Raw genomic sequence first — 24,286 nt, 5'->3', positions numbered from 1 at the left:
GCACCATGCACGTCGCTTCGCTGCACATCCACCCGCTCAAATCCTGCGCGCAGCTCGACGTCGACACGCTCGACGTGACGCCACGCGGTCCGGCCGGTGATCGCCGCTGGCTGGCGGTCGATGCGGACGGCAACTTCCTGACCGCGCGTAAGCATCCGCGGTTGGTCGGCATTCGTGCGTTGCCGGACGCGCAGGGCGTCGTGCTGTCGGCGAATGGCGAAGCGCCGATCCATGTTCCCGTTCCTCGGCACGATGCAGCGCGACGCAGCGTGGTGATCTGGGACGATCGCGTCGAAGCGATCGACGCCGGCGACGCCGCAGCCGCATGGCTGACGAGTTATCTCGGCCTGCCCGCGCGGCTCGTGCACATGGACGACAGCGTGCATCGCCCGGTCGACCCCGATTACGCGATCGACGGCGATGAAGTGAGCTTCGCCGACGGCTATCCGCTGCTGGTGATCTCGCAGGCGGCGCTCGACGATCTCAACGCGCGGCTTGCGTCTCCCGTTCCGATGGTCCGCTTCCGTCCCAACATCGTCGTCGCCGGCACCGCACCGCATGCGGAAGACGACTGGCGACGCGTGCGCATTGGCGACGTCGAGTTCGACGCCGTCAAGCTGTGCACACGCTGCGTGTTCACCACGATTGATCCCGCGACGATGACACGCGATCCCGACGGCGAACCCCTGCGCACGCTGCTCACGTATCGACGCACGCCCAAAGGCGTCGCGTTCGGCATGAACCTGATTCCGCGCGGCACGGGCCGCATCGCCATCGGCGACGCCGTCACGCCGATCGACCGAGCCGCGTCAGGGCACCAGCACGATCTTGCCGGTGTGCCGGCCGGACTCGAGCCACGCGTGCGCCTGCGCCGCCTCGGCGAGCGGGAACGTGCGGTCAACGACGACGCGGATGCGACCTTCCGCGATCCACGGCCACACCACCCGCTCGACCTCGGCCGCGAGCCGCGCCTTTTCCGCAGCGTCGCGCGGCCGCAGCGTCGAGCCGGTCAGCACCGCGCGCTTGCGCATGAGCATCCAGACCGGCACTTCGAGCATGTCGCCGCCCTGCGAGGCGATGTAGACCACGCGACCGCCGGTGTTTAGCGCCTCCATCGTCTGCGCGAAGTACGGCGCACCGACCATGTCGAGCGCGACGTCGACGCCGCCGGCGTCTTTCGCGATCGCGCCGAACTCTTCGCGCGTGGTGTCGACCGCGATGTCAGCGCCGAGATCGCGCGCCGCCTGTGCCTTCTCCGCACCGCGCGCGGTCGCGATCACGCGCGCGCCGTGCGCCTTCGCCATCTGGATCGCCATCACGCCGATGCCCGACGTCGCGCCGTGCACCAGCAACGTCTCGCCGGATTTCAGTCCGCCGTGCTCGAACACGTTGGCATAGACGGTGAACGCGGTTTCCGGGATCGCAGCGGCCTGCAGCACGTCGAGGCCGGCGGGAATCGGCAGCGCGTGACGCGCGTCGACGACGGCGTACTCCGCATAACCACCGCCGCCGAGCAGCGCGCAGACGAGATCGCCTTCATGCCATCGACCGGCCGCCCGCACGACTTCGCCCGCGACCTCGAGCCCGAGCGTGGCCGGCGCACCCGGCGGCGGCGGATAGCGCCCTTCGCGCTGCAGCAGGTCGGGTCGATTCACGCCCGCGGCGAGCACGCGCAGCAGCAACTGGCCGGGCGCGGGTTCCGGACGATCGGCGATCACGGGATGCAGGGCGTCGGCGGGGCCGGCACCGTCGCGCACGGCAATCGCGGTCATGGTGGCGGGAAGGCTCATCGTCGGCTCGCGTCGAAGGACGCGGCACCGTAACGCATCGCGGCGTTGCGCCGCGTCGACTCAGTGCGACGCGACGGTCGCGAGCTCCGGCGCCCACAACGTCGCCCGGCCCTTGCCATTGCGCTTGGCGTTGTACATGGCCTGGTCGGCGCGGGCGAGCAGCGTGGTGGCATCGATGCCGCTGCGCGGCTTGTACACGGCGACGCCGACGCTGGACGACAGATGACGCTCCGTGTCGGCGACGACGTACGGCGCATCGGCGACGCGTAGCAGCTTGCCGGCAACCAGGTCGGCCGTCGGCATCGGTTCGGCAAAGGCTTCGGCGACGACGACGAACTCGTCGCCTGCGAGCCGCGCGACCATGTCGACCGCGCGCACGGAATCGCGAATACGGCAGGCGAACTCGCGCAGCACGTCGTCGCCGGCGTCGTGGCCGAACGTATCGTTCACCTGCTTGAAGCCGTCGAGGTCGATGAAATAGACGCCGAGCGCGGTGCCGTTGCGGTCGGCGCGCTGCAGCGCGCGCGGCAGCGATTCGAGCAGCAGGCGACGGTTCGGCAGGCCGGTCAGCGGGTCATGCAGCGCCTGCATCGCCAGCGAGACTTCGAGCTGCTTGCGCTCGGTGATGTCGCGCAGGAATGCATCGAAGTAGCGGCGGTCGCCACGCCAGCGCGAACGGATCGACAGTTCGGTGGGAATCTCGCGACCATCGCGCGTCAACGCCTGCATCTCGGCGCGACGCCCGATCCATTGCGTCTCGCCGCCGGCGATGAAGGAACGCAGGTCGGCGTCGAAATCCTCGCGCTGCAGTTCGGGGAGCAGCAGTTCGGAGAAGCGTCGACCGTAGGCCTGGCTGCGCGACCAGCCGAAGATCGTGCGCGCGGCGCGATTCCATTCGACGACGCGTCCGTCCTCGTCGAGCATCAGGAACGCATCGTTCGCCTGCTCGAGGATGGCGCGATGATTCGCCGCGCTTTCGACGAGTTCCGCGGTGCGTTCCTCGACGCGCGCTTCGAGTTCCTCGTTGAGCCGCGCCAGCGCCTGGCCGCGTTCGGCGAGCGCGTCGAGCATGCCGTTGAACGAGTCGACGAGACGGCCGACCTCGTGGACGCGGCTCGGCGGTGCGCGCACATCATGGCGCCCTTCGCGCACGGCGTCGGCGACGTCGAGCAAGCGGTACAGGCGACGCGTGACCATGTGAGCGAGGCCGACCGCGAGCAGCGCACCGAGCGCAACGGCGACGAGCGCGAAGATCAGGCCGTCGCGCAACGTGTCGCTCAACGCACGCGCGATGGGTGCCGGATCGGAGACGACGCGCAACGTGCCGACGCTGCGGCCACCCGTGCGCAACGGAATGCTGGCGCCGGCATGCGCATCTCCGTGGCGCACCACCTCGCCACCGTTCGCATCGACCACGTCGACGGCGATGAGCCCGGCGTCATCGGCCAGTGTTGCGGCGATGGTGTTCGCTGACGCGAAGTCGCCCCGCACCACCGCGGACGCAAGCCGGCTGGCGGCACGCGTGGACAGCTGGTGCACGTGGCGGGCTTCGGCATCGCGCAGGGACGACTGCTGGCGCAGCACGGCGTGCGCGACGAACGCCGTCATCAGGACGGCCTGCACCAGCATCACGCCGGCGGCGAGCTGGCGTCGCAGCGACGCGCGACTCATCCGCGACTCCGGCGGCACGCACGCCCGTGAGGCGCGCACAGGCGCGTCGGCGGCTCCGCTGGAGCGCCGGCACGCGATGCGATCGCGGCCGACGGCAGGTGGTCGTGCATCGATGGCCCCGCAAACGACGGCAGCGGGACGTCCCCGCAGTGGCGAGCCAGACGGTCCGCCTCAATCCTTAACGGCGGTCGGGGGCGAACCTTCAGCCGCCCAGATGCTTCCAGTGGCGGGGTTTTCCCTCGGCCAGCCATTCGATCGCCTGCGCCAGCCGGCGGGCGCGGGTGTCGTCGCGCTTGGCCTCGACGATCCATTCGATGTAGTCGCGTCGCTGGCTGGGCGAGAACGCGTCGAAATGGCGACGCGCGACCGGATGCGCATCGAGCGCGTCGCGCATCACATCGGGCATCTCCAGCGCGGGACGCGGCGTGCGCGCACGCGTCGGTTTCGGTACGTCGGTTTCGACCAGCGCGATCGCGCGGCGCACCTGCTCGGCGATGTCGGCGCTGGACGGCAGGTCGTCGAGCGAACGCAGCTGGCCGAACTGGCCCATGCCGTCGTTGCGCGGTTCGCCCACCACTTCGCCGCCACGCCAGTAGCCGAAACTCGCGTGCTGCTTGAACGCGGCCATGCCTGCGATGAGGCGGCCCTTGTGCATGAACACGGGACGCGCCCACCGGATCGATTCGTCGAGCTCCGCACAGGCCGCGTGCATGTCGCGACGCAGGCGTTCGAGCAGCGGTCGCGCGAACGGCGCCGCGTTTTCGATGTAGGTGTCGACGCGTGGATCGCGGGTCGTCATCGTGTTCTCCAGTCGCTTGCCCCGTTCATGGTGCACGAATGCAGCCGCATCGCGCAGTCATCGTCGTGAGTGCATTTCTCATCGCGGTGAACGCCGTTAACCACTCTCGACATCTGCATGGCGTGGAACTTACGCCGCCGCCACGACACTGGCCGCGGGCGTCAACCACGTCCCGCACGATCCACTTACTTACGAGAGGAATCGAACATGGCGAACAATCAGGGTGGTAACCAGGGCGGCAACCAGGGCGGTAATCAGGGCGGTCAGGGCAGCGGACGCGGCTTCGCGTCGATGGATCGCGACGAGCAACGCGAGATCGCATCCGAAGGCGGCCGCGCCGCGCATCGCAGTGGCAACGCACACGAATTCACGTCGGAAGAAGCACGCGAAGCAGGACGCAAGGGCGGCGAAGCCAGCCACGGCGGTGGCGGCAACCAGGGTGGAAATCAGGGCGGGCGCGGCGGCAACAACCGCTGATCGATACACCGGTGCAACCAGGACGGCGCGGATCATTCCGCGCCGTCTGTTTATGCATGACCGCGTTGGACGACAGCTCGAACGCGACGTCGCGTTCGAGCTACTTCGCGCGCATCAGCGTGCGAGCCGCAACGCCTCGCGCTTCGATGCGCGACGGGCTTCGCGCGACGCTTTGTAGTCGTTGTCGAACAGCGCCGGTTCCCACGAGCCGTAGGTCGGGTTCGACAACACCCACCAGCGTTCGCCGAACCAGTCGCGATGCGCGTCGTAGATGGCGTCGCGATTGGCCGGCGTGTTCGACGCGACCTGCGCGAAATCGCCGAGCTGGTCGCCGAACTGCATCAGCACGCGGTACTTGCGACCGATCAGCTGGCGACGACAGTTCTTGTCGCTTCCGTCCTGCTCGCAGTCGGGAACGATGGTGCCGAGACCGAGGAAGGAGTCGTCCTTCACCGCGAGCCCGGCGCTGCGCAGGTTCGCGATCGTCGCGTCCTTCATGTCTGCGGCGCGATTGGAGATGAAGAACAGCGTGACGCCACGGGCCTGCGCGGCCTTCGCGAACTCGAGCACTCCGGGGATCGCGGTCGCCTTGCGTTCGTTCACCCATTCGCCCCAGAGCGCTTCGTTGTATTCGCCGCCCGACTGCACGAGTCGCGCCTGGTAGGGCGAGTTGTCGAGCACTGTTTCGTCGACGTCGAAGATCACGGCCGGCGGCAGGCTGCGCGCGGGGTTGCCACGTTCGGCGGGATCGAGCGCATCCCAGTTGCGATCCTTCAGCGCGCGATCGAGTTCGCGCGCGGCAGCGCGATACGTCTGCAGCGAGTTCGCGCGGTATTCGTCCGATGTCTGCATCCACAGCACGGCGTTGAGGTTGTCGTCGGCGGGCACGCCCGTCGCTGCGGCGGGCACGGGTGCCACTGGCGCGACGGGCGCATCGGCACGGACGGCCTCGTGCTGGCAACCGGCGAGAGCGAGGGCGAGGAACAGCGGTGCGAACGATGGGCGCATGGGATCGGTCGGAAATACGCGGGCCGACAGTCTAGGGGGTCGGCGCGATGGCGGGATGCCGCCGCCCGACAGCCCCTTCACTGCCGCTTTTCTACGGTGGCGGCCGGAGGTGCCCGTGCAGCCCAAATCCCGACGCGCCGCGTGGTGGCAGGCGATCGTTCTGCTCGGCAGCGCGGCGGCGATCGCGGCCGTGCTCACGGTGCGGCTGCATCGGCCGTTCGACGCCGACACGCTGTCGATCAAGGTCGGTGACCTGCGCTCGAATGCCGCCGAAGCCGAGCTGTTGATGGAACAGGCGTCGAAGGATCACCTCGCGCCTGGATTCATCCGTCGCCACGCGCAGCAGATCCGTACGAATGTCGAACGCGTGCGTGACGAGATCGACGGCAAGCCCGGCGACGCGTTGCGCGAACCGCAGCGACACGAAGCGCTCGGACTGGCGACGCTGCTGACGTCGAAGCTCGACGCGCTCGCCCGCGATGCGGCCGCGCCCGACGCCGATGGGCAGGCGTTCGCGACGGTCGCGAACTCGCTGGACGCGCTCGACCACCGCATCAAGCCCGGGGACTGAGCGATGGCGATGTTCCTCGAGCTGTTCCTCGGCGTGCTCACCGCGATGGGCGGCTTCGTCGAAATCGGCGAGCTGACTTTCATGCTCAATGCGGGCAGCCGATTCAGCTATTCGCTGCTGTGGATCGTCGCGCTTGGCACCGTCGGCATCATGGTCTACGGCGAGATCGCGGGGCGCATCGCGGCGGTGCGTGGCCAAGGCGTGTTCAACGTGATCCGCGAGCGTGCGGGCATCCGCCTCGGCCTGCTCACGCTGGTGTCGGCGACATTGGTCTGCCTGCTCACCACCGCCGCGGAAATCGGGGCCATCGCATTGGTATGGAACCTGCTCGCGGGCTGGTCGTACCGGCCGATGCTGCTGGTCGCGTTCGCGTTTCTCGTGCTCGTTGTGTGGTTCCTGAAGTTCGAAACCATCGAGCGCGTGTTCGGCCTGTTCGGGCTGATGATGACAGTGTTCCTCGTCGCCGCATGGAAGATGCATCCGGACTGGCATGCGGTCGCGCAGGGCCTGGTGCCGTCGATTCCGGCGCTGCCGCCCGACCGCAAGCTGCTCTACGCCTACTACGCCGTCTCGCTCTTCAGCTCGGTGATGCTGCCGTACGAAACGTATTTCTATGCATCCGGCGTGGTCGAGGATCACTGGACGCCGAAGTACATACGGCTCAACCGGTTCATCGTTATCGTCGGCTTCGCGCTGGGCTCGCTGCTGTCGGCGTCGCTGCTGATCATCGGCAAGCTCTATCTCGCGCATGCGCAGGTCGAACCGGGGTTGCCGGGCACCGCCGCGCTGAGCGCGGCCAGCGTGTTCGGGCGCGCGGGGCTGTGGCTTGCGGTCGGTGGCATGTTCTTCGCGTTCGCCGGCGCAGGCATCGAAACGGCGATGTCGTCGGCCTACAACATCGCGCAGTTCTTCGGCTGGACCTGGGGCAAGTACCGCACGCCGCGCGGTGCGCCGCGCTTCGCGCTGGCATGGATCATCGTGTTCGCGGTGGCGACGGCGATCGTGCTCACCGGCGTCGACCCGATCCAGGTGGTCGAGTATTCGATCGTGTTCTCGGTGGTGATCCTGCCGCTCACCTACTTCCCGATGATGGCGATCTCGCGCGATCCCGACACCATGGGCGTGTATCGCAACGGTTGGCTGTCGAATGCGCTGGGCTGGGCGTATTTCGTGATCGTCTGCATCGCGGCGGTCGCGGCGATTCCACTGCTGGTCATGACGCATGGAGGCCAGGGATGAAGCATCACCTCGGACGCGAGCCCTACATCGACGTTTACCGCCAGGTTCTCGACCACGCGGTGATCGATGCGGACGACTGGATGTGCGGGATCGTCGACGACATCGAAGTGGAAGGCGGACCCGGCGAACCACTGCGCATCACCGCGCTGCTGATCGGGCCGGGCGCATGGATCCCGCGCACGCCGTCGCTGTTCGCGCGCCTGCTGCCGCATGTGTTCGGCACGCGTTGCGTGCGCGTGCCGTGGACGGAGGTGTCCTGCGTCGGCGAGCACATTCGCCTGAAATGCCGACGCGCGCAGTACGGGCTGGCGACGATGGATCGCAAGCTCGGGCTCAAGATCGGCAAGATTCCGGGCAGCGAGCGGGGCGCGGCATGAGCACGTCGTTCAAGTTCACGAAGCTCACGCACCTGGAAGGGATCGCGGTGCGCGGCGAGGATGGCAGCCGCCTCGGTCACGTGTTCGAGATCCGCAGCAACGGCGCGGCGGAAACGGAGCCGCTGTACGAAACGCGCGGCGTCGACTTCCTGCTGTGCGGGCGGCTCGGCCTGTTCGAGCGCCTGGGCTGGCAGGAGCCCGACGCGCTGTTCGTGCCCTGGGATGCGGTGGTCGAAGTCGGCGCACGACACATCGTCGTGCGCGGATCGAAGAAGGATTACAAACGCGCCTGACGCGGCCCGTCGCGAACGACGGGCCGCGCCTAACGTCACTCGCGCATCGTGACCTGCATGCCCTGCGACACGACCTTCGACAGCGCCTGCACGCTCCAGTTGGTCATGCGGATGCAGCCGTTCGATTCGGTCTTGCCGATGCGATCCGGATGCGGCGTGCCGTGGATGCCATAGTGCTCCTTGGTCAGGCCCACCCAGACGATGCCGACCGGATTGTTCGGGCCCGGCTTCACGTCGGCTTCCTTGTCCGTCTTCTTGCTGCCCGCGATCAGCTTCGGGTCGAAATGCCAGACCGGGTTCTGCTGCACGTTGGTGACCTTCCAGTCGCCGATCGGCAACGGGAACTGCGCGCTACCGCTGGTGACCGGGAACTCGCCCAGCGTCTTGTCGCTGGCATCGACGAGCAGAAGCGCGGAGTCGGACTTGTCGACGACGATCTTCGCCGGCGTCGGGAACTGCTCGCCCGCGGACACGTTCAACACGGTGATCGCGGTGCCTGCCGCGGGTGCGCTCTTGCCGGTGGTCGCAGTCGATGACGTGTTCGACGCCGTCTTCGATGCGTCGGTCTTGGCGTCGCTCTTGGTATCGGTCTTGGCGGTGGACGATGTATCCGTCTTGCCGGTGGTGTCGAACGTATTGTCCAGCGCTGCGAAGTCGACGTTCGGGTTGAGCTTCTTCAGCAGCGCCGGCGCCATGTGGAACTTTTCGGCGATCTTCTCCAGCGCCGTCTCGTATGGCATGCCGTCCATCTTCGCCATATCCATCGGCGACTTCGGCGTCTTCGCGAACGGTCCGGCGAGATCGTCGGCGGTGAGCGTGTAGTCGATGAGGATCGGCGCCGTGTCCTTGTTGAGCAGATCCCACGTGGCCGTGTCGAGCGTGCCGCTGGCCTTGAGGTCGTGCGCACCCTGGTAGGCCTTGACCGCGCGCTGCATGTTCGAGCCCTTCGCGCCGTCGATTTCACCGGGCGAGAAGAACGCGCGTTCCAGCAGCACCTGCGCGCGCAGCGGGTCGTCCTTCGCGAGCTTCGCGTCGGCCGCGGCGGGAACGATCTGCGGCGCCGCGGGTGCGGTGGTCGCGTCGGTGCCCGTGCTGGGAGCGACCGGCATGGTCGCGGTGGTGGGCGCACCGGACTGTGCGTCCTGCATGCCCGGCGGCGTGGCGGTGCCGGGTGCTGCGGCAGGCGCGGTTGTGGTGGCCGGTGCAGCCGGCGCGGCGGCGGGTTGTGCATCGGTCGACGGCGCGGGCGACACCGAACACGCGGCGAGCAACGCAACGGACAGCGCGGAGACGAGGGGGCGGAGGACGTGCATCGATCGCATGGGGGACTGCTGCGGCTTGGGGATTTCCATCCTTCGCGGCGGCGGTCGCTGGCACGTGAATCCAGACGGACGACCCGGGCGTTCGTTCATGCTCGCGAAGACGGAGCGGCGCCGTTGTCGTAACGTGCAGGCCCCGCCGCAGCCACCGCCTCCATGCCGAACGAAGCCCAGCGCCAGCGCGAAGTCGATCTCTATCGCATCGTCGACAGCCTGCCGGACGCGGCATATGACGACATCGCGCGGCTCGCATCGATGCTGTGCGATGCGCCGATCGCGTTGATCTCGCTGATCGATCGCGACCGCCAGTGGTTCAAGGCGCGCAAGGGCCTCGACACCATCGCGATGCCGCGCGACATCGCGTTCTGCGACCACGCGATACGCCAGCCCGACCGCCTGATGGAAGTGCGCGACGCCGAGGCCGATCCGCGCTTCGCGAACAATCCGCTGGTCACCGGCGATCTCGGCCTGCGCTTCTACGCCGGCATGCCGCTGGTGACGCCGGGCGGCGCCGCGGTGGGCGCGGTCTGCGTGATCGACCACGAGCCTCGCGAGCTCGACGATACACAGCGTGCGGCGCTCGAATCGCTGGCGCGGCTGACCATGAACCTGATGGAAGGCACGCGCCGCGAACGCCAGCTCGAACGCGCGGTGCGATTGGAACCCGCCGCACGTGTCGCAGCCGCCGCCTCCGCGTCGGACACCGTGCTGCGTCCCTACTCCATCGCGATCTTCCAGCTGCAGGACTTCGCGCACGTGGTTGCACTGCAGGGCGATCGCACCGTCGAACGCACGCTGCAGGAAGCCGATCGCGTGCTGCATTCGGTGCTGGCGCCGGAGGACAGCATCGACCGCGTGACCGGCAGCGGCGAATTCGTCGCGCTGCTGCACGGCGACACGCCGGAAGCCGCGCTCAACGGGCTGCGCTCGCGCTTCGAGGTGATCGAGCGCGAGCTGGGCACGCGCGTGCTGCTGGGCTTCGCGCGCGCCGCCTCGCCGGACGAATCGCCGGAGGCCGTCTACATGCGCGCCGATGCGGTGCTGACCGCCGCCAAGGACGCCGCGCCGGCCCGACGACCGGACTGACCGACCCGCCCGCGGCCGTGCGAGCATCCGCCGTCGACCGCAGGGTGAGGGACCGCCAATGGCCATGGTGTTCTGGGCGCACGTCGCGCGCGATGGCGCGCTGGACTGCGAAGGCGCCGACCGTCTCGCGCTGTACCGCCACCGTCATGCACTCGATGCGCTCGCGCACCGGCTCGGGCTGCCGCGTCTGGACGGGATGGTCGATACCACCGACCTGCGCTTCAACTTCGGCGAACTCGAGCTGCCCGATGACGATTCCAACGCCGCGATGCTGGCGTCCGGCGTGTGGTGCGAGGCCGAGAGCGCATTACTGCTGTTCGAAGGCCTCGACGCCGCGCTCGACAGCGAGGCGACGCTGGACCCGAAAGCGCGCATCGCGGTGCGCGAGGAACTGCAGGGCCTGCTCGACTTCCTGCGCCCGCTTGCCACCGACGGTGCGCGCTTCAATCTTGCGGTGGTGATGTGACCCAGCGACACCTGACGCCCTTCCATCTCGCGATCCCGGTGCATGACGTCGCTGCCGCGCGCGCGTTCTACGGCGGCGTGCTCGGTTGCGCGGAAGGCCGCAGCGCCGAGCGCTGGGTCGACTTCGATCTCTACGGCCACCAGCTGGTCTGCCATCAGGTCGACGGCATGGCGCCGCGTGTCGCCGGCGGCAATGCGGTCGACGGCCACGACGTGCCGGTGCCGCACTTCGGCGTGGTGCTGGAGATGGACGACTGGACCGCGCTCGCCGATCGCCTGCGCGGTGCCGGCATCGACTTCGTGATCGAGCCGCACATCCGCTTCGTCGGCCAGCCCGGCGAACAGGCGACGATGTTCTTCCTCGATCCGTCCGGCAATGCGGTCGAGTTCAAGGCATTCGCTGACATCGAAGGGCAGCTGTTCGCGACGTAAGAAATTCGCTTCACGACCCGCGGCGAATCACGGCCGCCCTACTCCTTCGTATCGCTCCGCACCTGCGCGTGGCTGATCAGCGCGAAGATCAGGCTGCCGCCGACGACGTTGCCGGCGAGCGTCGGCAGCATGAAGCGCATCGCCACGTCGGTGAACGGCGTGATGTGCGCGAACACGAGATACAGCGCTTCGGCCGAGCCCGCGATGATGTGGGTCATGTCGGCGAAGCTGATCAGGCCGGTGATCAGCGCGATCAGCACCACCTTGGAATGCTCGGCCGCAGGCAGCAACCACACCAGGATCGCGATCAGCCAGCCGGCGAAAATGCCGCGCGCGAACATCTGCCCCGGCGCCAGGCCCATCAGCTTCGCGCCCATCCGCACCATCGCGGTCTGCGTGTCGACATCGGTGATGTCCAGCCGTGCCAGCGCGAACGCGAACACGGCCACACCGATCATGTTGCCGACGAACACCAGCCCCCATAGCCGCAGCAGGCGGCCGACGTTGCCGAGCTCCGGCTTTGTCATCACCGGCAGCACGGCGGTGAGCGTGTTCTCGGTGAACAGCTGCTGCTTGCCGAGGATGACGAGCATGAAGCCGATCGAATAGGCGAAGGCGACCAGCAGCGGCGTCGCCGGCGTGTCGCCGATGCGGGCGTGCATCAGCGCCGGCGCGAGCAGCGAGAACCCCATCGACAGCCCGGCCGCGATCGACGACCACAGCAGCGCGGATGCATTGCGTTCGAGCTCGCGGTCGCCAGCGCGGCGGATGGTTTCGTGCAGCACATGCGCGGTCGGCGACTGTTTCTCCTCGACGTCGCGCTCTTCCTTCTCGGTGAGCTGCGACGCCGCTTCGCCGGTGTCGGCCTCGCCTTCGTTCTTGCGTTCTTCGCTGGTGTCGTTCATGCGCTGATCGCCCGGGTCGCGATGCAGGCTACGGATGTAGCGTGAACTCCAAGCGATCCAGCGGCCTTCGCGCACGCGCTAGTCTTGCGACATTGCCGCCTGGATAACGCCGATGTCTCGATTGAATATTGCAGTCGCCGCGGTCGCGGTGCTTTCGCTTGCGGCCTGCGCGCATGTCGCCACGCCCGCTTCGTCGCCGAATGCGATCGAAGGCCGCGTCACCGCGATCGACACGGCGCCATGGGCTTACGACGGCAGCGGCACGCTCACCGTCGATGCGGGAACGCGCAGCGTGCGCGTGATGCTTCCGGCGCGCTGGAACCTGTGCAAGGGCCGCGGGCTCGACACGGCGGGCGAACTCAAGGTGGGCGACCGCGTGCGGGTTACCGGCATCGCAGGCGACGACGGTTCGGTCGACGCCTGCAGCGATGCGAACGGATCGATCCAGCGCCTCTGACCGCGTGCGGCGAACCGCACGCGGCGAGGTTTTGCGTCAGCGTGCGGCGTAGATCGAGGACAGCAGGTCGGGCTTGCCCTCGACGCGCTCGAGGTGCGGATAGCGCAGGCCACCGTGGTAGTCGACCGGAATCGTCTGGTAACGGTCGAACGACTTCACCATCAGGCGGATCGGCGCCTTGTCGTCCTTCGCCGCCTTGACCGCTTCGCTCAGTGCGTCCTTGCTGTATTCGCGATCGTTGACGGCGACGATGGTCATGCCGCTGCCGATGCCGGCATTGAAGGCGGGGCTGTCCCAGCGCACCTCGGACACCTTGCCGTCCTTGCCGATCGACAGGCCCAGCGAATAGACGAAGTCGGCGCCGGCGTTCTTGTCCTTCGCGTACGACTTGGCGACGTCGTTCGGTTCGTCCTTGAACACCAGCTTCCAGCCCGCGGCTTCGAGGCCGCCGGTGAGCGGCACGCGGCCGTCGAGGCGATCGCGCAGGAAGGTCGCCCAGTCGTCGTGCACCACGCCGTCGAGCGTCTTGACCACGTCGTCGAAGGTGTAGGTGTTCTCGACCTTCCATTCGCCGTCCTTGACGCCGAAGAACGCGCGCGCGAAATCGTCGAGCGACTTCTTGCCGCCGGTCTTGGCGCGGATGCGTGCGTCGGCTTCCAGCCACACCATCTGGCCGGCGGAGTAGTAATCCTCGGACAACTGGTAGTTGCGATACGACTTCGGACGACGCTGCGAAATGATCGGATCGTTGGTCGTGTCCTGCACCGCGCGCCAGCTCAGGCCGGGGCGGTTTTCGGCGTACGTCGCGGCCGTGAGCGCGAGTGCATCGAACGCGGCCTGCTTGCTTCGAAGACCGGCACGACCGGTGAGCACGTTGCCCCAGTACTGCGTCTGGCCTTCATAGACCCACAGCAGCGAGTCCTGCATCGGCACGTTGTAGTTCGGCGTCCACAGGTCGGCGGGACGACGGTACTTGCCGTTCCACGAATGCGTGTACTCGTGCGCCAGAAGATCGCTGAAGCCGGCCTTCGGGTCGTAGTCGGTGAAGTAGCCGGTGTCCTCGCCGTCCTCGCTGGAGCGGTGATGCTCGAGACCGTTGCCGCCCATCTGGTCCGACAGCGAGAACAGGAAGTCGTAATGGTCGTAGTGCTGCGCGCCGTAGAGCTTCACCGCCTGCGTGACCAGGCGACGATGCATGTCGAGCTGCGCCGGCGTGGCTTCGAGGTACTTCGGCGCGTCCGCGAACACATTGAGGCGCACCGGAACATGCGCGCCCGGTGCGAGGTCGATCACCTTCGAGTAGCGGCCCGCGTAGATCGGCGAGTCGATCAGGATGTCGAGCGGCACGTTGCGGTAGACGGTGGTGTCGCCGTTGCTGCTCGCGACATCGAGCGCGGTGGCCGCGGTGAAGCCCGCCGGATACTTCACGGTCGCCGAGGTGTCGATGCGGCTCGCGTAGTGGCCGGCCGGATACAGCACCAGCGCGTTCCACTGCAGGTTCATCATGTTCGGCGTCATCACGATCCGACCCTGCGCGTTGTCGGTCGGCGTGAGGTACTGGTATTCCGCGTTGACCGACGTTGCGCCCGCGGGCACGTCGATGTGGAACGCATAGACGTCGAGCGGATCACGCGACCAGGTGAGCTTCTGCCCGTTCGCGGTGAAGTTGATGCCGGCGAGCTTGTCGATCGGGCCGGACGGGCTGTGGTTGCCGGGCAACCACTGCGGATACAGCAGCGTGAGCGGGCCGGGCTGCGCGGGAATCGTTTCGCGCACGCGCACGATGCGGCGTGCGAGGTCGGTGGCATCGACCGCGATCGACACGGTGCCCGGATACGCGGTGTCGGCCGGGATCGGCACCTGCGGACTGGTCAGCGGAATGGTCTGGGCGAACGCGGGCGACGTGGCGAGTACGGCGGCGCACATCAGGGGGAGCAGGCGACGGGCGGGTCGGGACATTCGGTCGATCCAGTGGCGTGAAGCCCCCGATCGTACGGTCACCAGCGGCTGCAGCGCGTGTGCCCGACGCAACGATCGGCAGTGCGTCACATCGTGCAGTGCAGCAAGAATGCGCGGCCTTCAGTGGCGTCGCGCAATACTCCGGGCTCCTTCCGATCGCGAACTCCCGCCATGAACGCAAGAAGCCTGATCGTCGCCGCCGTCCTCTCGCTGGCCGCACTTCCTGCGTCGGCCGGCGAACTCTCGTGCAAGCTGAAGTTCTCGATGACGGGATGGAGTGCGATCTACAAGCACTCGGAAGGCTCGGGCACGGTCTCGTGCAACAACGGCAAGTCGATTCCGGTGAAGATCGAAGCCAAGGGCGGCGGGCTGACGTTCGGCAAGTCGAAGGTCACCGGCACCGGCAAGTTCGCCGGCGTCAACAACATCCGCGACACGCTCGGCGGCTACGCCACGGCCGAAGCCAATGCCGCGGCCGGCAAGGCGGGCAAGGCGCAGGTGGTGACCAAGGGCCCCGTGTCGCTCGCGCTTTCGGGCGCCGGCGAAGGCGTCGAACTCGGCGTGTCGTTCGGCAGCTTCATCATCAGCCAGCGATGAACCCGGACGACCGGTACATGTAGCCGTCCGCGGGAAGCGGGTACGCTCGGGTGATCCCTCCACCGGATCACCCCATGCGAACGTTGCCCCGCAGCCTGCTCGCCGTCACCGTCTCCGCCGCGCTCGTCACCGGCCTCGCCGCCTGCAACAGGCAGGCGACGCCCGCACCCGCGGCCTCCGCACCGAAGGCCGCCACGGCGCCGACGAAACCCGTTCTCGGCACCTTCGGTTTCGACACCGCGGGCATGGACCGCTCGGTCGCGCCCGGTGACGACTTCTATGCCTACGCCAACGGCGGATGGATGAAGACGGTCGAGATCCCGGCGGACCGCTCCAGCTTCAACAGCTTCACGCAAATCTCGCTCGACACCGAAAAGCAGGTGCGCGACCTCATCGAAGGCGCGGCCAAGGACAAGTCCGCCAGCGGCGACCTGCGTCGCATCGGCGACTACTACACCGCGTTCATGGACGAGGCCGGCATCGAGGCCAAGGGCACCGCGCCGCTGAAGCCGGCGCTCGATGCGATCGCCGCGATCAACGACCGCACCACGCTGTCGCGCGAGTTCGGCTCGCTGCTGCGCGCGGACGTCGACCTGCTCAACAACACCGACTACTACACCGATCGCCCGTTCGGCGTCTGGATCAACCAGGACATCCACGATCCGTCGCGCAACGTGCCGTACTTCCTGCAGGGCGGCCTCGGCATGCCTGATCGCAGCTATTACCTCGACCCGAAGAGCGCAGCCACGAAGACGGCGTACCAGGCGCACGTGCAGAAGATGCTCGACCTCGCCGGCATCGCGGATTCGGCGGCGAAGGCGCAGCGCATCGTCGCTCTGGAAACGTCGATCGCGCGCGTGCAGGCCACGCAGGAGCAGACTAACGACGTGCAGCGTGGCTCGCAGAACGTCTGGACGCCGGAGGACTTCGCGAAGAAGGCGCCGGGCATCGACTGGTCGACCTTCATGCAGGCCGCGCAGCTCGGCAGCCAGAAGGACTTCATCGTCTGGCAGCCGGAAGCCATCACCGGCATCGCCAAACTCGCGGGCAGTGAATCCATCGACACCTGGAAGGATTACCTGACCTTCCACGCGATCGATCGCGCCTCGTCCTACCTGCCCAAGGCCTTCGCCGACGAGTCGTTCGCGTTCTACGGCCACACGCTCAACGGCACGCCGCAGCAGCGCGATCGCTGGAAGCGTGCGGTGTCGACCACCAGCAACGTGCTCGGCGAAGCGGTCGGCCATGAATACGTCAAGCGCTACGTCGATCCGAAGACGAAAGAACGCGCCGAGACGATGGTCAAGAACATCGTCGCCGCATTCGGCAAGCGCATCGACGCGCTCGCATGGATGAGCCCGGAAACCAAAGCCGCGGCGAAGGACAAGGTCAATCGCCTGCAGGTGGCGGTGGCGTATCCGGATACGTGGCGCGATTACGGCGCGCTCACCGTGAAACCCGATGACGCGATCGGCAATGCCGAACGCGCCGAAGCGTTCGACTACCAGCGTGAGCTCGCCAAGCTGAGCGCGAAGGTCACGCACGACGAGTGGTACATGACGCCGCAAACGATCAACGCGGTGAACATCCCGCTGGAAAATCGCCTGATCTTCCCGGCGGCCATCCTGCAGCCGCCGTTCTTCGATCCGAATGCCGACGATGCGGTGAACTACGGCGCGATCGGTTCGGTCATCGGCCACGAGATCAGCCACTCGTTCGACAACACCGGCGCGCTGTTCGACGCCGAGGGCAAGCTGCACAACTGGTGGACGCCTGCGGACTTCACCAAGTTCGACGCCGCGGGCCAAGCGCTGGCCGCGCAGTTCAGCGCGTATAAGCCGTTCCCCGACCTCGCCATCAACGGCAAGCTCAACCTCGGCGAGAACATCGCCGACGTAGCCGGCCTCGCGACGGCGCTCGATGCGTACCACCTGTCGCTGCAGGGCAAGCAGCCGCAGACGCTCGAAGGCTTCACTGCCGACCAGCGCTTCTTCCTGGGCTTCGCACAGGCCTGGCGTGGCAAGGCGCGCGACGAAGCGATGCGCAACGCGGTGCTGACCGACGTGCATTCGCCCGGCCGCTACCGCGCGCAGACCGTGCGCAACAACGACGACTGGTACACGGCGTTCGACGTCAAACCCGGGCAGGCGCTCTACCTGGCGCCCGAAAAACGCGTCAAGGTGTGGTGATACAAAACGCCCGGCGAAAGCCGGGCGTTTTCTTTGCGGCGTCACCGGGCGTGCACGTCGCTGACTTGTTCCGTTACGACGCGCGCGATGCACGAAACGATACGTTCGATTTCACGCGCGGCGCCGGAAGCGGCCCCTACCCTCACCGCCATCGAAGCCGCCGTACCCGAGGTCCGTCATGCGCCGCATCCTGTCCGTTGCCCTCGTGGCCTTCATCGCCCCGATGTGCGTACATGCGCAGTCGACGACCGCCGTTGTCGCCTCGAGCAATGCGGATGCATCGGCGTCCGTCGCGAAGTCGAAACCCAAGAGCCCGTTCGGTGCGGTAATGGCCGAACTCACCCGCGCCGCGCAGGAACAGGCTGCGAACAGCCACAAGCCAACGGCCGCGCAAGCGAGCACCTCTGCCACGAGCCTGCCGGCACCGCCGCGCGCCTCCGCGAAGACCGCGCTCGCCGACTCCAGCGGCGGCTGATCGCCGCCCGCCACCGCCGACCAACTCCGCCGCGGGCACCGTCACGGTCGCTCGCGGCATCGTCGTGTATCACCGCCGGACAGCGCGGATGAGCCGCGAGGAGACGACGATGGAACAGAACGAACTCGCCGGCGCTGTCGCGCAGGCCGTGGGTCAGGCGCTCGGCGAAATGTCGGTCGGCGTGGCGGTGGTCATCCTCGCGGCGACGGATGCGGTGTCCAAGCAGACCGGCATCGACCGCGCACGGCTGTTCGAAGACATGCTCGGCAATCTTCCGGATGTCGACGGCGCAGCGCGCAACGTGGTCGATGTCGTTCGCGAAGCGGTGCAGTCCGCGCTGAGGGACGCCCGATCCGCGGGCTGATCAGGCGCGCGGCGATGCATGCACCGCGGCGACTCGCGGTGCATGTGTGTAGGCGGCCGGCGCCGCATCGAGCAGCGCCTGCAGCGCACCGATGTCGACCGGCTTGCTGAGGTGATGATCGATGCCTGCGGCGCGCGTGCGCTCGCGGTCCTGCGTCTGGCTCCAGCCGGTGAGCGCGACGAGTTGCACGTCATCGAACTCGCGCTGCGCGCGGATGCGCTGCGCCACCTCGCAGCCGTCCATGCCGGGCATGCCGATGTCGAGCAGCACCACGTCGGGATGGAACTCCGCCATCGAATCGATCGCGGACTGGCCGTCGAATACCACGCGATGCTCGAGGCCGAGCAGCTCCAGCACCATGCCCATCGATTCGGCCGCGTCGACGTTGTCGTCGACCACAAGCACGCGCGCGACCGGGCGGTCCTGATCGCGTGCGCGACGCAGCACCGGTGCGATCACGTGCGAGGCCTTGGCGGTCGCGACCGGCAACGTCACCACGAATTCCGCGCCGCGCCCGCGCCCTTCGCTGTGCGCTTCGACGGTGCCCCCATGCATTTCGACGAGATTGCGCACCAGCGTCAGGCCGATGCCCAGACCGTCGTGCGCGCGATGGCGTTCGCGACGGCCCTGCGTGAACAGTTCGAACACGTGCGGCAGCATTTCCGGTTCGATGCCGATGCCGCGATCACGCACGCGCACACGCACGTTGGCCTGGTCGCGCTCGACGCTCACCGCGATGTGCCCACCCGGCTCCGCGTACTTCGCCGCGTTGTTGAGCAGGTTGCCGAACACCTGGGTGACGCGCACGGGGTCGGCGTCGATCTCGACGCGGTCGTCGCCCAGCGATGCTTCCAGGCGATGGCGCCCGGACTCCACCAGCGGACGGCTCTGGTCGATCGCGTGCTGCAGCACCGTCGCCAGGTCGACGCGTTCGCGCTTGAGTGCGATCGTGCCGCGCGAGATGCGCGAAACATCGATCAGGTCGTCCACCAGTCGCACCATGTGGTCGACCTGGCGCTTCATCATTCCGCACAACGCGACGTCGTCGTCGGGCAGGCGCTGGTCGGCCATCAGCAGGTGCAGCGCGTTGCGCACCGGCGCCAGCGGGTTGCGCAGCTCGTGGCCGAGCATCGCGAGGAACTGGTCCTTGCGACGCGCGCTCTCGGTCAGCGCGTCGCGCGCGGCGCCGATTTCCTCGAGATGCCGGCGGATCTGGTACTGGCGTTCGCGCGCGCGCAGCGCGGTGCGCACGTTGCTCGACAGCGCGGCCAGGCGCAGCGGGCGCTCGAGCAGCATCACGTTGCCCAGCTCTGCAAGCGCATCGGAAACATGGCGCGAATCGCTGCCGTCACGCGCCAGGATCAGCACCGGAAGATCGGACCACGTGGGCTGACGCTCGACCGCGCGGGCGATCACCGCGTGCGCGCCCGCGGCGAGCAGTTCCTCGCAGACGAACACGCCACCCGCGCCGCGCTGCAACTCACGCTCGAGCTCGGACGTGGACGAACACGCATGCGTCGCGATGCCATCGCGCGCGAGCACTTCCGCCGTCAGCACGCAGTCGCGCTGCGTCGGCAGCAGCAACAGCAGCCGGGCGGCCAGCTCGTCGTCGATGGCCGATGCCATCATCGCGTCGGTCCCGGTTCGTCTTCGCGTTCGTAGGGCACGCCGGTGAGCACGCCGCGGAATTGCCGAAGCGGAGGGCCGATCGAAATGCCGTCGTTGCTGATGGTCATGGGCCTTATGGTTCGTTCGTGGCCGCCCGTGCGCTTCTTGAGCACGGAGATGGCCTGTCGCACTTCGCCGCGCGTCTCGAAATAGCGCAGCAGGATGACGGCGTCGGCCAGGTAGCTGACGTCGAGTGCGTTCTGCATCTGGCCAATCAGTCCCTGCTGCGCGCTGATGAGCAGCGTGACGACGCCATGGTGCGCGAGGAAGGCGAGAAGCTCGTGAAGCTGGACGAGCACGAAGCGCTCTTCCGGCATGGCGCTGAGGTAACCGTTCAGGCTGTCGATAATCACCGTGGTGACCTGACCGTGCACTACCGCGTCGCGAATGCGGTGCGCGAACTCGCCCGGCGACAACTCCGCCGGGTCGATCGAGTCGATCATCAGGCTGCCGTCATGCATGGCGCTTTCGACGTCGAGGCCGATGCCGCGCGAACGCGTGAGGAAGGAACGCACGGTCTCGTCGAAGGTGAACACCGCCGCGCGTTCGCCACGCCGGGACGCCGCGAGCGCGCATGCCGTCGCCAGCGACGACTTGCCGGTGCCGGCCGCGCCGATCACCAGCGTGCTGGTGCCGCGATGCAGGCCGTCGCCGAGCAAGAGGTCGAGCTCGGCAGAACCTGTCGACACCGAATCCTGGTCGATGTCGCGCCGGTGCTGGGCGGCGATGATGCGCGGATACACGCGCAGGCCGCCGGTGGTGATCTGGTAGTCGTGAAAACCGCTGGCGAAGCGCCGGCCGCGGAACTTGGTGACGCGCAGGCGCCGGCGATCGCCGCCGTATTCGGGATTCATCTGGTCCAGCGAGATCGTGCCGTGCACCAGCGTATGCACATGCAGGCCGTGCTCCGCGACTGCGCTGTCATCCAGCAGCAGAACCGTGCAGTTCTGGCCGACGAAGTACTGCTTGAGCGCGAGCACCTGGCGTCGATAGCGCAACGGCGAGCCCGCCAGCAGGCGCAACTCGGCCAGCGAGTCGAACACCATGCGCGTCGGGCGCACGTCGCGGACGCGGTCGAGAATGCGCTGCGTGGTGTCGCCGAGCTCCACCTCGGACGGGTGGAACATCGTGTAGTGCGAGTCGGGGTCGAGGTTGTCGTGCGTGGGCGCGAGTTCGTGAATCGTCACGCCCTCCAGCGACCACCCGTGCGAGGCCGCGATCTCGCGCAGCTCCTGCTCGGTTTCCGACAGCGTGACGTAGAGCACGCGCTCGCCACGTCGCACGCCTTCCAGCAGGAACTGCATGGCGAGCGTGGTCTTGCCCGAGCCGGGCACACCTTCGATGAGGTACAGGCGGCTGGGCGTGAAGCCGCCGCCGAGAACGATGTCGAGCCCCGCGATTCCCGACTGGAGCGTGTCGGGCGCGACCGGTTCAATGGATGCCATCCGCAAATCCCACAAGTGCCGAGGCCGCGAAAGATAATTCGCGGCCCGGCATCATGGGAGCATGAAACGGTTAAATCCGCGTCAACTCCGCTTCAGGCAGACGTGAGAAAGCCGAACGGATTCAGTTATCCAGCGCGACGTTCGCGAGGCCGCTGTCCTGCGCCGCCGCGAGCGCGGTCGCGAAGCCCTGGTACTCGCTGTCGGCCGCCGCGCTGACGTGCAGCACGGTGTCCGGCGAGACGCGCGCCAGGCTGCCGAGCGCGGAGCGCAGCGACTTCGCGTCGAGCGCGCGACCGTCGAGCGTGTAGCCGCCGGACGCATCGACACGCAGGTCGGCGCGGGGTGGCGTCGAAGGCTGTTGCGGCGTCGAGATCGGAAGGTTCATCGGCAACGTATGCGTCAACGCCGGCGCCGTGATCATGAAGATCACCAGCAACACGAGCATGACGTCGACCAGCGGCGTCACGTTCATTTCGGCCATCGCGCCATCGGAAAGGCGGGGAGCGTAGGTGGATGCGGCCATCGTCGATCCTCCATGGGCGGCATGCCCGACTCGACCGTACGCCAGCGTCCGGCGATTTCGCAATCACCGTTCGTCGCCGACGAATGCGGTCACGATTCGCGTAGCCTTCATCGCCCGATGGAGCCACGATGACACGTTCGCCCGACCTTGCGCAGAACCTTGCCCGTGCATTCGAATCGGGTGACTGGCCGGCGGCGTATCGGCTTGCCGGTACGGCGGCGCAATCGGCGCCGGAAGACCCGACGCTGCACATGATCGCCGGCATCGCCGCGCTCGAACTCGGCCACGCGAAGCTCGCCGTCGCCCATCTCGAGCGGAGTTGCCGCGCGTGGCCGGACCGCCTGGACCTGCGTGCGCAGCTGGCTCGCGCGCTGGTCGAAAGCCACCGCATGGACGACGCGGCGAAGGTCGCGGACGCGACACTGTCGCGCGTTGGCGCCGACGCCGGAACGCTGTCGATGCTCGGCACGGTGTACAGCAAGGCGAACATCCACGACCGCGCGGAAGAGGCGTTCCGGCGTGCGGTCGACGCTGGCCCTCGCGATGCCAACGCGCGCTTTAACTTCGCGACGTCGCTGATGTATTTCGGCCGGCTCGACGAAGCCGAAACGCAATACGAAGCCTGCATCGAGGCCGATCGCACGTATTGGCGCGCTTGGCTCGCCTTGGCGCAATTGCGTACGCAGACGCGGGAGCGCAATCATCTGGCTCAGCTGCACGCGGCGCTCGTCGGCCACGAGGGCGAGCCCGACGCCATTCTGCACGTGAACCTCGCGCTCGCGAAGGAACTCGAGGACCTCGGCAATTTCCCACCGGCGTTCGAACACCTGGTTCGCGGCAAGCATGCGGTCGCATCGCGACGCGGCTCGTCGCGCACCGCCGATCGCGCCGCGTTCGATGCGGCGCGTGAGGATCTCGCGGCGGACCCGCTCGACGCGCCGGGCGATCCCGGCGACGCCCCGATCTTCGTGCTCGGCATGCCGCGCTCGGGCACCACGCTGCTGGACCGCATGCTCTCGTCACATCCCGACGTCGCATCGGCCGGCGAGCTGGGCCATTTCGGCGCCGCGTTGCAGCGCGCATCGGCACCGGCACGATCGCTGGACGAGCTACTGCGTAACGCATCGCACATCCGCGACTGGGCGGCGGTCGGTCGCGACTACCTCGCCTCGACGCGCGATCTCGCACACGGCGCGCCACGCTTCGTCGACAAGCTGCCGCACAACTTCCTGTACGTCGGGCTTATCGCGCGCGCGCTGCCCAACGCGCGGATCGTGTGCATGCGGCGCAACGCGATGGACACCGGCCTCAGCAATTTCCGTCAGCTGTTCGCGCCGGAGTCGCCGTACCACGCGTACTCGTTCGACCTGATGGACACCGGTCATTACGTGCTGGAGTTCGAGCGGCTCGTCGCTGCATGGCGTACGACGCTGCCCGGCCGCGTATTCGAGTTGCCCTACGAGGAACTGGTCGCGTCGCCCGAGCCGGTACTGCGCCGCCTGCTCGCATTCTGCGGACTGCTATGGACGCCGCGCTGCCTGGACTTCGCGGACAACGCCGCGCCCGTGGCGACCGCGAGCGCCGTGCAGGTGCGCTCGTCGCTCAACAGCAGATCGGTCGACCGCTGGAAGCGCTACGGTTCGGCGCTCGATCCGCTGCGTGCATTGCTGGTTGCAGGCGGCCTCGATGTCGACGTCCCGTCACCCGACTCATCTCCATGACCGATCAACTCACCACCTACACCGGCGGATGCCATTGCCGACGCGTGCGTTTCGAAGTCGATGCGCCGTCGCCTTTGCACGTGCTTGATTGCAATTGCTCGATCTGTCGCATGACCGGCTTCCTGCATCTCATCGTGACCGCCGGGCAGTTCCGCCTGCTGCAGGGTGAGGACGCGATCGTCGACTACCGCTTCAATACCGGTACGGCGCGTCACCTGTTCTGCGGGCACTGCGGCGTCAAGAGTTTCTACGTACCCCGCAGTCATCCCGACGGTTACAGCGTCAATGCGCGATGCCTCGACGGCGTGTCGCTGGACGCGTTGCAAGTCACGCTGTTCGACGACACCGACCGCGACGCGGCGATGGCTGCGCTCGCCCGTCGGGATCCCTGAACGATTCGTCATTGCGCCGCCAGGCGACGGCGTTTTCGCATCGGCGCAACGCGCTGCGGCGCAT

At 67.6% G+C, this 24,286-nt stretch carries 25 protein-coding genes and 1 pseudogene; 16 read left to right on the top strand and 10 right to left on the bottom strand.

Going from position 1 to position 24,286, the window contains the following annotated elements; all coding sequences use genetic code 11:
• Positions 1–5 precede the first annotated feature (5 nt).
• Positions 6–779 (top strand): annotated as a pseudogene (locus tag ACVWZN_RS15085) (MOSC domain-containing protein); the annotation flags it as partial.
• A gap of 30 nt (positions 780–809) precedes the next feature.
• Here ACVWZN_RS15085 and ACVWZN_RS15080 read toward each other — a convergent pair.
• The 3 genes from ACVWZN_RS15080 to ACVWZN_RS15070 form a co-directional block, all read right to left on the bottom strand.
• On the bottom strand, positions 810–1,790 hold the full coding sequence (locus tag ACVWZN_RS15080) for an NAD(P)H-quinone oxidoreductase (protein WP_456954527.1): 981 nt from the start codon (positions 1,788–1,790) through the stop codon (positions 810–812).
• 60 nt (positions 1,791–1,850) lie between these two features.
• Positions 1,851–3,461 (bottom strand): diguanylate cyclase domain-containing protein, encoded by a 1,611-nt coding sequence (locus ACVWZN_RS15075; protein WP_456954526.1) that lies wholly within the window; start codon positions 3,459–3,461, stop codon positions 1,851–1,853.
• A 202-nt stretch (positions 3,462–3,663) separates the two neighbouring features.
• The gene (locus ACVWZN_RS15070) at positions 3,664–4,260 is read right to left on the bottom strand and encodes a YdeI/OmpD-associated family protein (protein ID WP_456954525.1); all 597 of its coding nucleotides are present in this window, start codon (positions 4,258–4,260) and stop codon (positions 3,664–3,666) included.
• A 207-nt stretch (positions 4,261–4,467) separates the two neighbouring features.
• Between ACVWZN_RS15070 and ACVWZN_RS15065 the strand changes: the two genes are divergently transcribed.
• Positions 4,468–4,737 carry a KGG domain-containing protein gene (locus ACVWZN_RS15065; protein WP_456954524.1) on the top strand — a complete coding sequence of 90 codons (270 nt, stop codon included), beginning with the start codon at positions 4,468–4,470 and terminating at the stop codon, positions 4,735–4,737.
• Between the two features lie 114 nt (positions 4,738–4,851).
• Here ACVWZN_RS15065 and ACVWZN_RS15060 read toward each other — a convergent pair whose 3' ends face one another.
• Positions 4,852–5,745 (bottom strand): 5'-nucleotidase, lipoprotein e(P4) family, encoded by an 894-nt coding sequence (locus ACVWZN_RS15060; protein WP_456954523.1) that lies wholly within the window; start codon positions 5,743–5,745, stop codon positions 4,852–4,854.
• A gap of 115 nt (positions 5,746–5,860) precedes the next feature.
• On the opposite strand from ACVWZN_RS15060, the gene ACVWZN_RS15055 reads away from it, so the two are divergent.
• From ACVWZN_RS15055 to ACVWZN_RS15040, 4 genes are read left to right on the top strand one after another with little or no spacing between them, the layout of a single operon-like run.
• Positions 5,861–6,316 carry a hypothetical protein gene (locus ACVWZN_RS15055; RefSeq protein WP_456954522.1) on the top strand — a complete coding sequence of 152 codons (456 nt, stop codon included), beginning with the start codon at positions 5,861–5,863 and terminating at the stop codon, positions 6,314–6,316.
• Between the two features lie 3 nt (positions 6,317–6,319).
• Entirely contained in the window at positions 6,320–7,555 is a 1,236-nt protein-coding gene (locus tag ACVWZN_RS15050) for an NRAMP family divalent metal transporter (protein WP_456954521.1), read from the top strand.
• Complete coding sequence (locus ACVWZN_RS15045) at positions 7,552–7,932, top strand: hypothetical protein (protein WP_456954520.1); 381 nt, start codon at positions 7,552–7,554, stop codon at positions 7,930–7,932. Before ACVWZN_RS15050 ends, ACVWZN_RS15045 begins: the two co-directional genes overlap by 4 nt.
• The gene (locus ACVWZN_RS15040; RefSeq protein WP_456954519.1) at positions 7,929–8,225 is read left to right on the top strand and encodes a hypothetical protein; all 297 of its coding nucleotides are present in this window, start codon (positions 7,929–7,931) and stop codon (positions 8,223–8,225) included. The genes ACVWZN_RS15045 and ACVWZN_RS15040 overlap by 4 nt, the downstream gene beginning before the upstream one ends.
• Before the next feature lie 35 nt (positions 8,226–8,260).
• On the opposite strand, the gene ACVWZN_RS15035 is transcribed toward ACVWZN_RS15040, so the two are convergent.
• Positions 8,261–9,538: a L,D-transpeptidase family protein gene (locus ACVWZN_RS15035; protein ID WP_456954518.1), complete on the bottom strand. Its 1,278-nt coding sequence runs from the start codon at positions 9,536–9,538 to the stop codon at positions 8,261–8,263.
• Positions 9,539–9,700: 162 nt separating this feature from the next.
• Between ACVWZN_RS15035 and ACVWZN_RS15030 the strand changes: the two genes are divergently transcribed.
• Genes ACVWZN_RS15030 through ACVWZN_RS15020 form a run of 3 tightly spaced genes read left to right on the top strand, consistent with a single transcriptional unit; the run spans position 9,701 to position 11,527 of the window.
• Entirely contained in the window at positions 9,701–10,630 is a 930-nt protein-coding gene (locus ACVWZN_RS15030; protein WP_456954517.1) for a GAF domain-containing protein, read from the top strand.
• Between the two features lie 58 nt (positions 10,631–10,688).
• Positions 10,689–11,096, top strand: coding sequence for a hypothetical protein (locus ACVWZN_RS15025; protein WP_456954516.1), 408 nt, complete (start codon positions 10,689–10,691; stop codon positions 11,094–11,096).
• Positions 11,093–11,527, top strand: coding sequence for a VOC family protein (locus ACVWZN_RS15020; protein ID WP_456954515.1), 435 nt, complete (start codon positions 11,093–11,095; stop codon positions 11,525–11,527). Before ACVWZN_RS15025 ends, ACVWZN_RS15020 begins: the two co-directional genes overlap by 4 nt.
• A 38-nt stretch (positions 11,528–11,565) precedes the next feature.
• On the opposite strand, the gene ACVWZN_RS15015 is transcribed toward ACVWZN_RS15020, so the two are convergent.
• The gene (locus ACVWZN_RS15015) at positions 11,566–12,432 is read right to left on the bottom strand and encodes a formate/nitrite transporter family protein (RefSeq protein ID WP_456954514.1); all 867 of its coding nucleotides are present in this window, start codon (positions 12,430–12,432) and stop codon (positions 11,566–11,568) included.
• Positions 12,433–12,544: 112 nt separating this feature from the next.
• On the opposite strand from ACVWZN_RS15015, the gene ACVWZN_RS15010 reads away from it, so the two are divergent.
• Positions 12,545–12,889, top strand: coding sequence for a hypothetical protein (locus ACVWZN_RS15010; RefSeq protein ID WP_456954513.1), 345 nt, complete (start codon positions 12,545–12,547; stop codon positions 12,887–12,889).
• Positions 12,890–12,925: 36 nt separating this feature from the next.
• Here ACVWZN_RS15010 and ACVWZN_RS15005 read toward each other — a convergent pair whose 3' ends face one another.
• The gene (locus ACVWZN_RS15005) at positions 12,926–14,848 is read right to left on the bottom strand and encodes a M61 family metallopeptidase (RefSeq protein ID WP_456954512.1); all 1,923 of its coding nucleotides are present in this window, start codon (positions 14,846–14,848) and stop codon (positions 12,926–12,928) included.
• A gap of 171 nt (positions 14,849–15,019) precedes the next feature.
• Between ACVWZN_RS15005 and ACVWZN_RS15000 the strand changes: the two genes are divergently transcribed.
• From ACVWZN_RS15000 to ACVWZN_RS14985, 4 genes are all read left to right on the top strand, one after another.
• A complete protein-coding gene (locus ACVWZN_RS15000; RefSeq protein ID WP_027083892.1) occupies positions 15,020–15,445 on the top strand; it encodes a hypothetical protein in 426 nt (141 codons plus the stop codon).
• Between the two features lie 74 nt (positions 15,446–15,519).
• Positions 15,520–17,634, top strand: coding sequence for a M13 family metallopeptidase (locus ACVWZN_RS14995; protein WP_456954511.1), 2,115 nt, complete (start codon positions 15,520–15,522; stop codon positions 17,632–17,634).
• 178 nt (positions 17,635–17,812) lie between these two features.
• Entirely contained in the window at positions 17,813–18,109 is a 297-nt protein-coding gene (locus ACVWZN_RS14990; protein WP_456954510.1) for a hypothetical protein, read from the top strand.
• A 109-nt stretch (positions 18,110–18,218) separates the two neighbouring features.
• Complete coding sequence (locus ACVWZN_RS14985) at positions 18,219–18,473, top strand: hypothetical protein (protein ID WP_456954509.1); 255 nt, start codon at positions 18,219–18,221, stop codon at positions 18,471–18,473.
• Here the strand turns inward: ACVWZN_RS14985 and ACVWZN_RS14980 are convergent, their stop codons facing one another.
• The 3 genes from ACVWZN_RS14980 to ACVWZN_RS14970 all read right to left on the bottom strand — a co-directional run bounded on the left by ACVWZN_RS14980 (position 18,474) and on the right by ACVWZN_RS14970 (position 22,109).
• Complete coding sequence (locus ACVWZN_RS14980; protein WP_456954508.1) at positions 18,474–20,102, bottom strand: hybrid sensor histidine kinase/response regulator; 1,629 nt, start codon at positions 20,100–20,102, stop codon at positions 18,474–18,476. It abuts the gene before it with no gap.
• Entirely contained in the window at positions 20,099–21,586 is a 1,488-nt protein-coding gene (locus tag ACVWZN_RS14975) for an ATPase domain-containing protein (protein ID WP_456954507.1), read from the bottom strand. The genes ACVWZN_RS14980 and ACVWZN_RS14975 overlap by 4 nt, the downstream gene beginning before the upstream one ends.
• Positions 21,587–21,707: 121 nt before the next feature.
• Complete coding sequence (locus ACVWZN_RS14970) at positions 21,708–22,109, bottom strand: ExbD/TolR family protein (protein ID WP_456954506.1); 402 nt, start codon at positions 22,107–22,109, stop codon at positions 21,708–21,710.
• Positions 22,110–22,237: 128 nt separating this feature from the next.
• On the opposite strand from ACVWZN_RS14970, the gene ACVWZN_RS14965 reads away from it, so the two are divergent.
• Positions 22,238–23,830, top strand: a complete 1,593-nt coding sequence (locus ACVWZN_RS14965) for a sulfotransferase (protein WP_456954505.1) — start codon at positions 22,238–22,240, stop codon at positions 23,828–23,830.
• On the top strand, positions 23,827–24,222 hold the full coding sequence (locus tag ACVWZN_RS14960) for a GFA family protein (protein ID WP_456954504.1): 396 nt from the start codon (positions 23,827–23,829) through the stop codon (positions 24,220–24,222). Before ACVWZN_RS14965 ends, ACVWZN_RS14960 begins: the two co-directional genes overlap by 4 nt.
• Positions 24,223–24,286: the final 64 nt, after the last annotated feature.

The sequence above is a fragment of the Lysobacter sp. HA35 genome (genome assembly GCF_054061195.1).
Note: the sequence above shows the minus strand (reverse complement) of the source record. Positions and strands in the feature narration are given on the sequence as shown.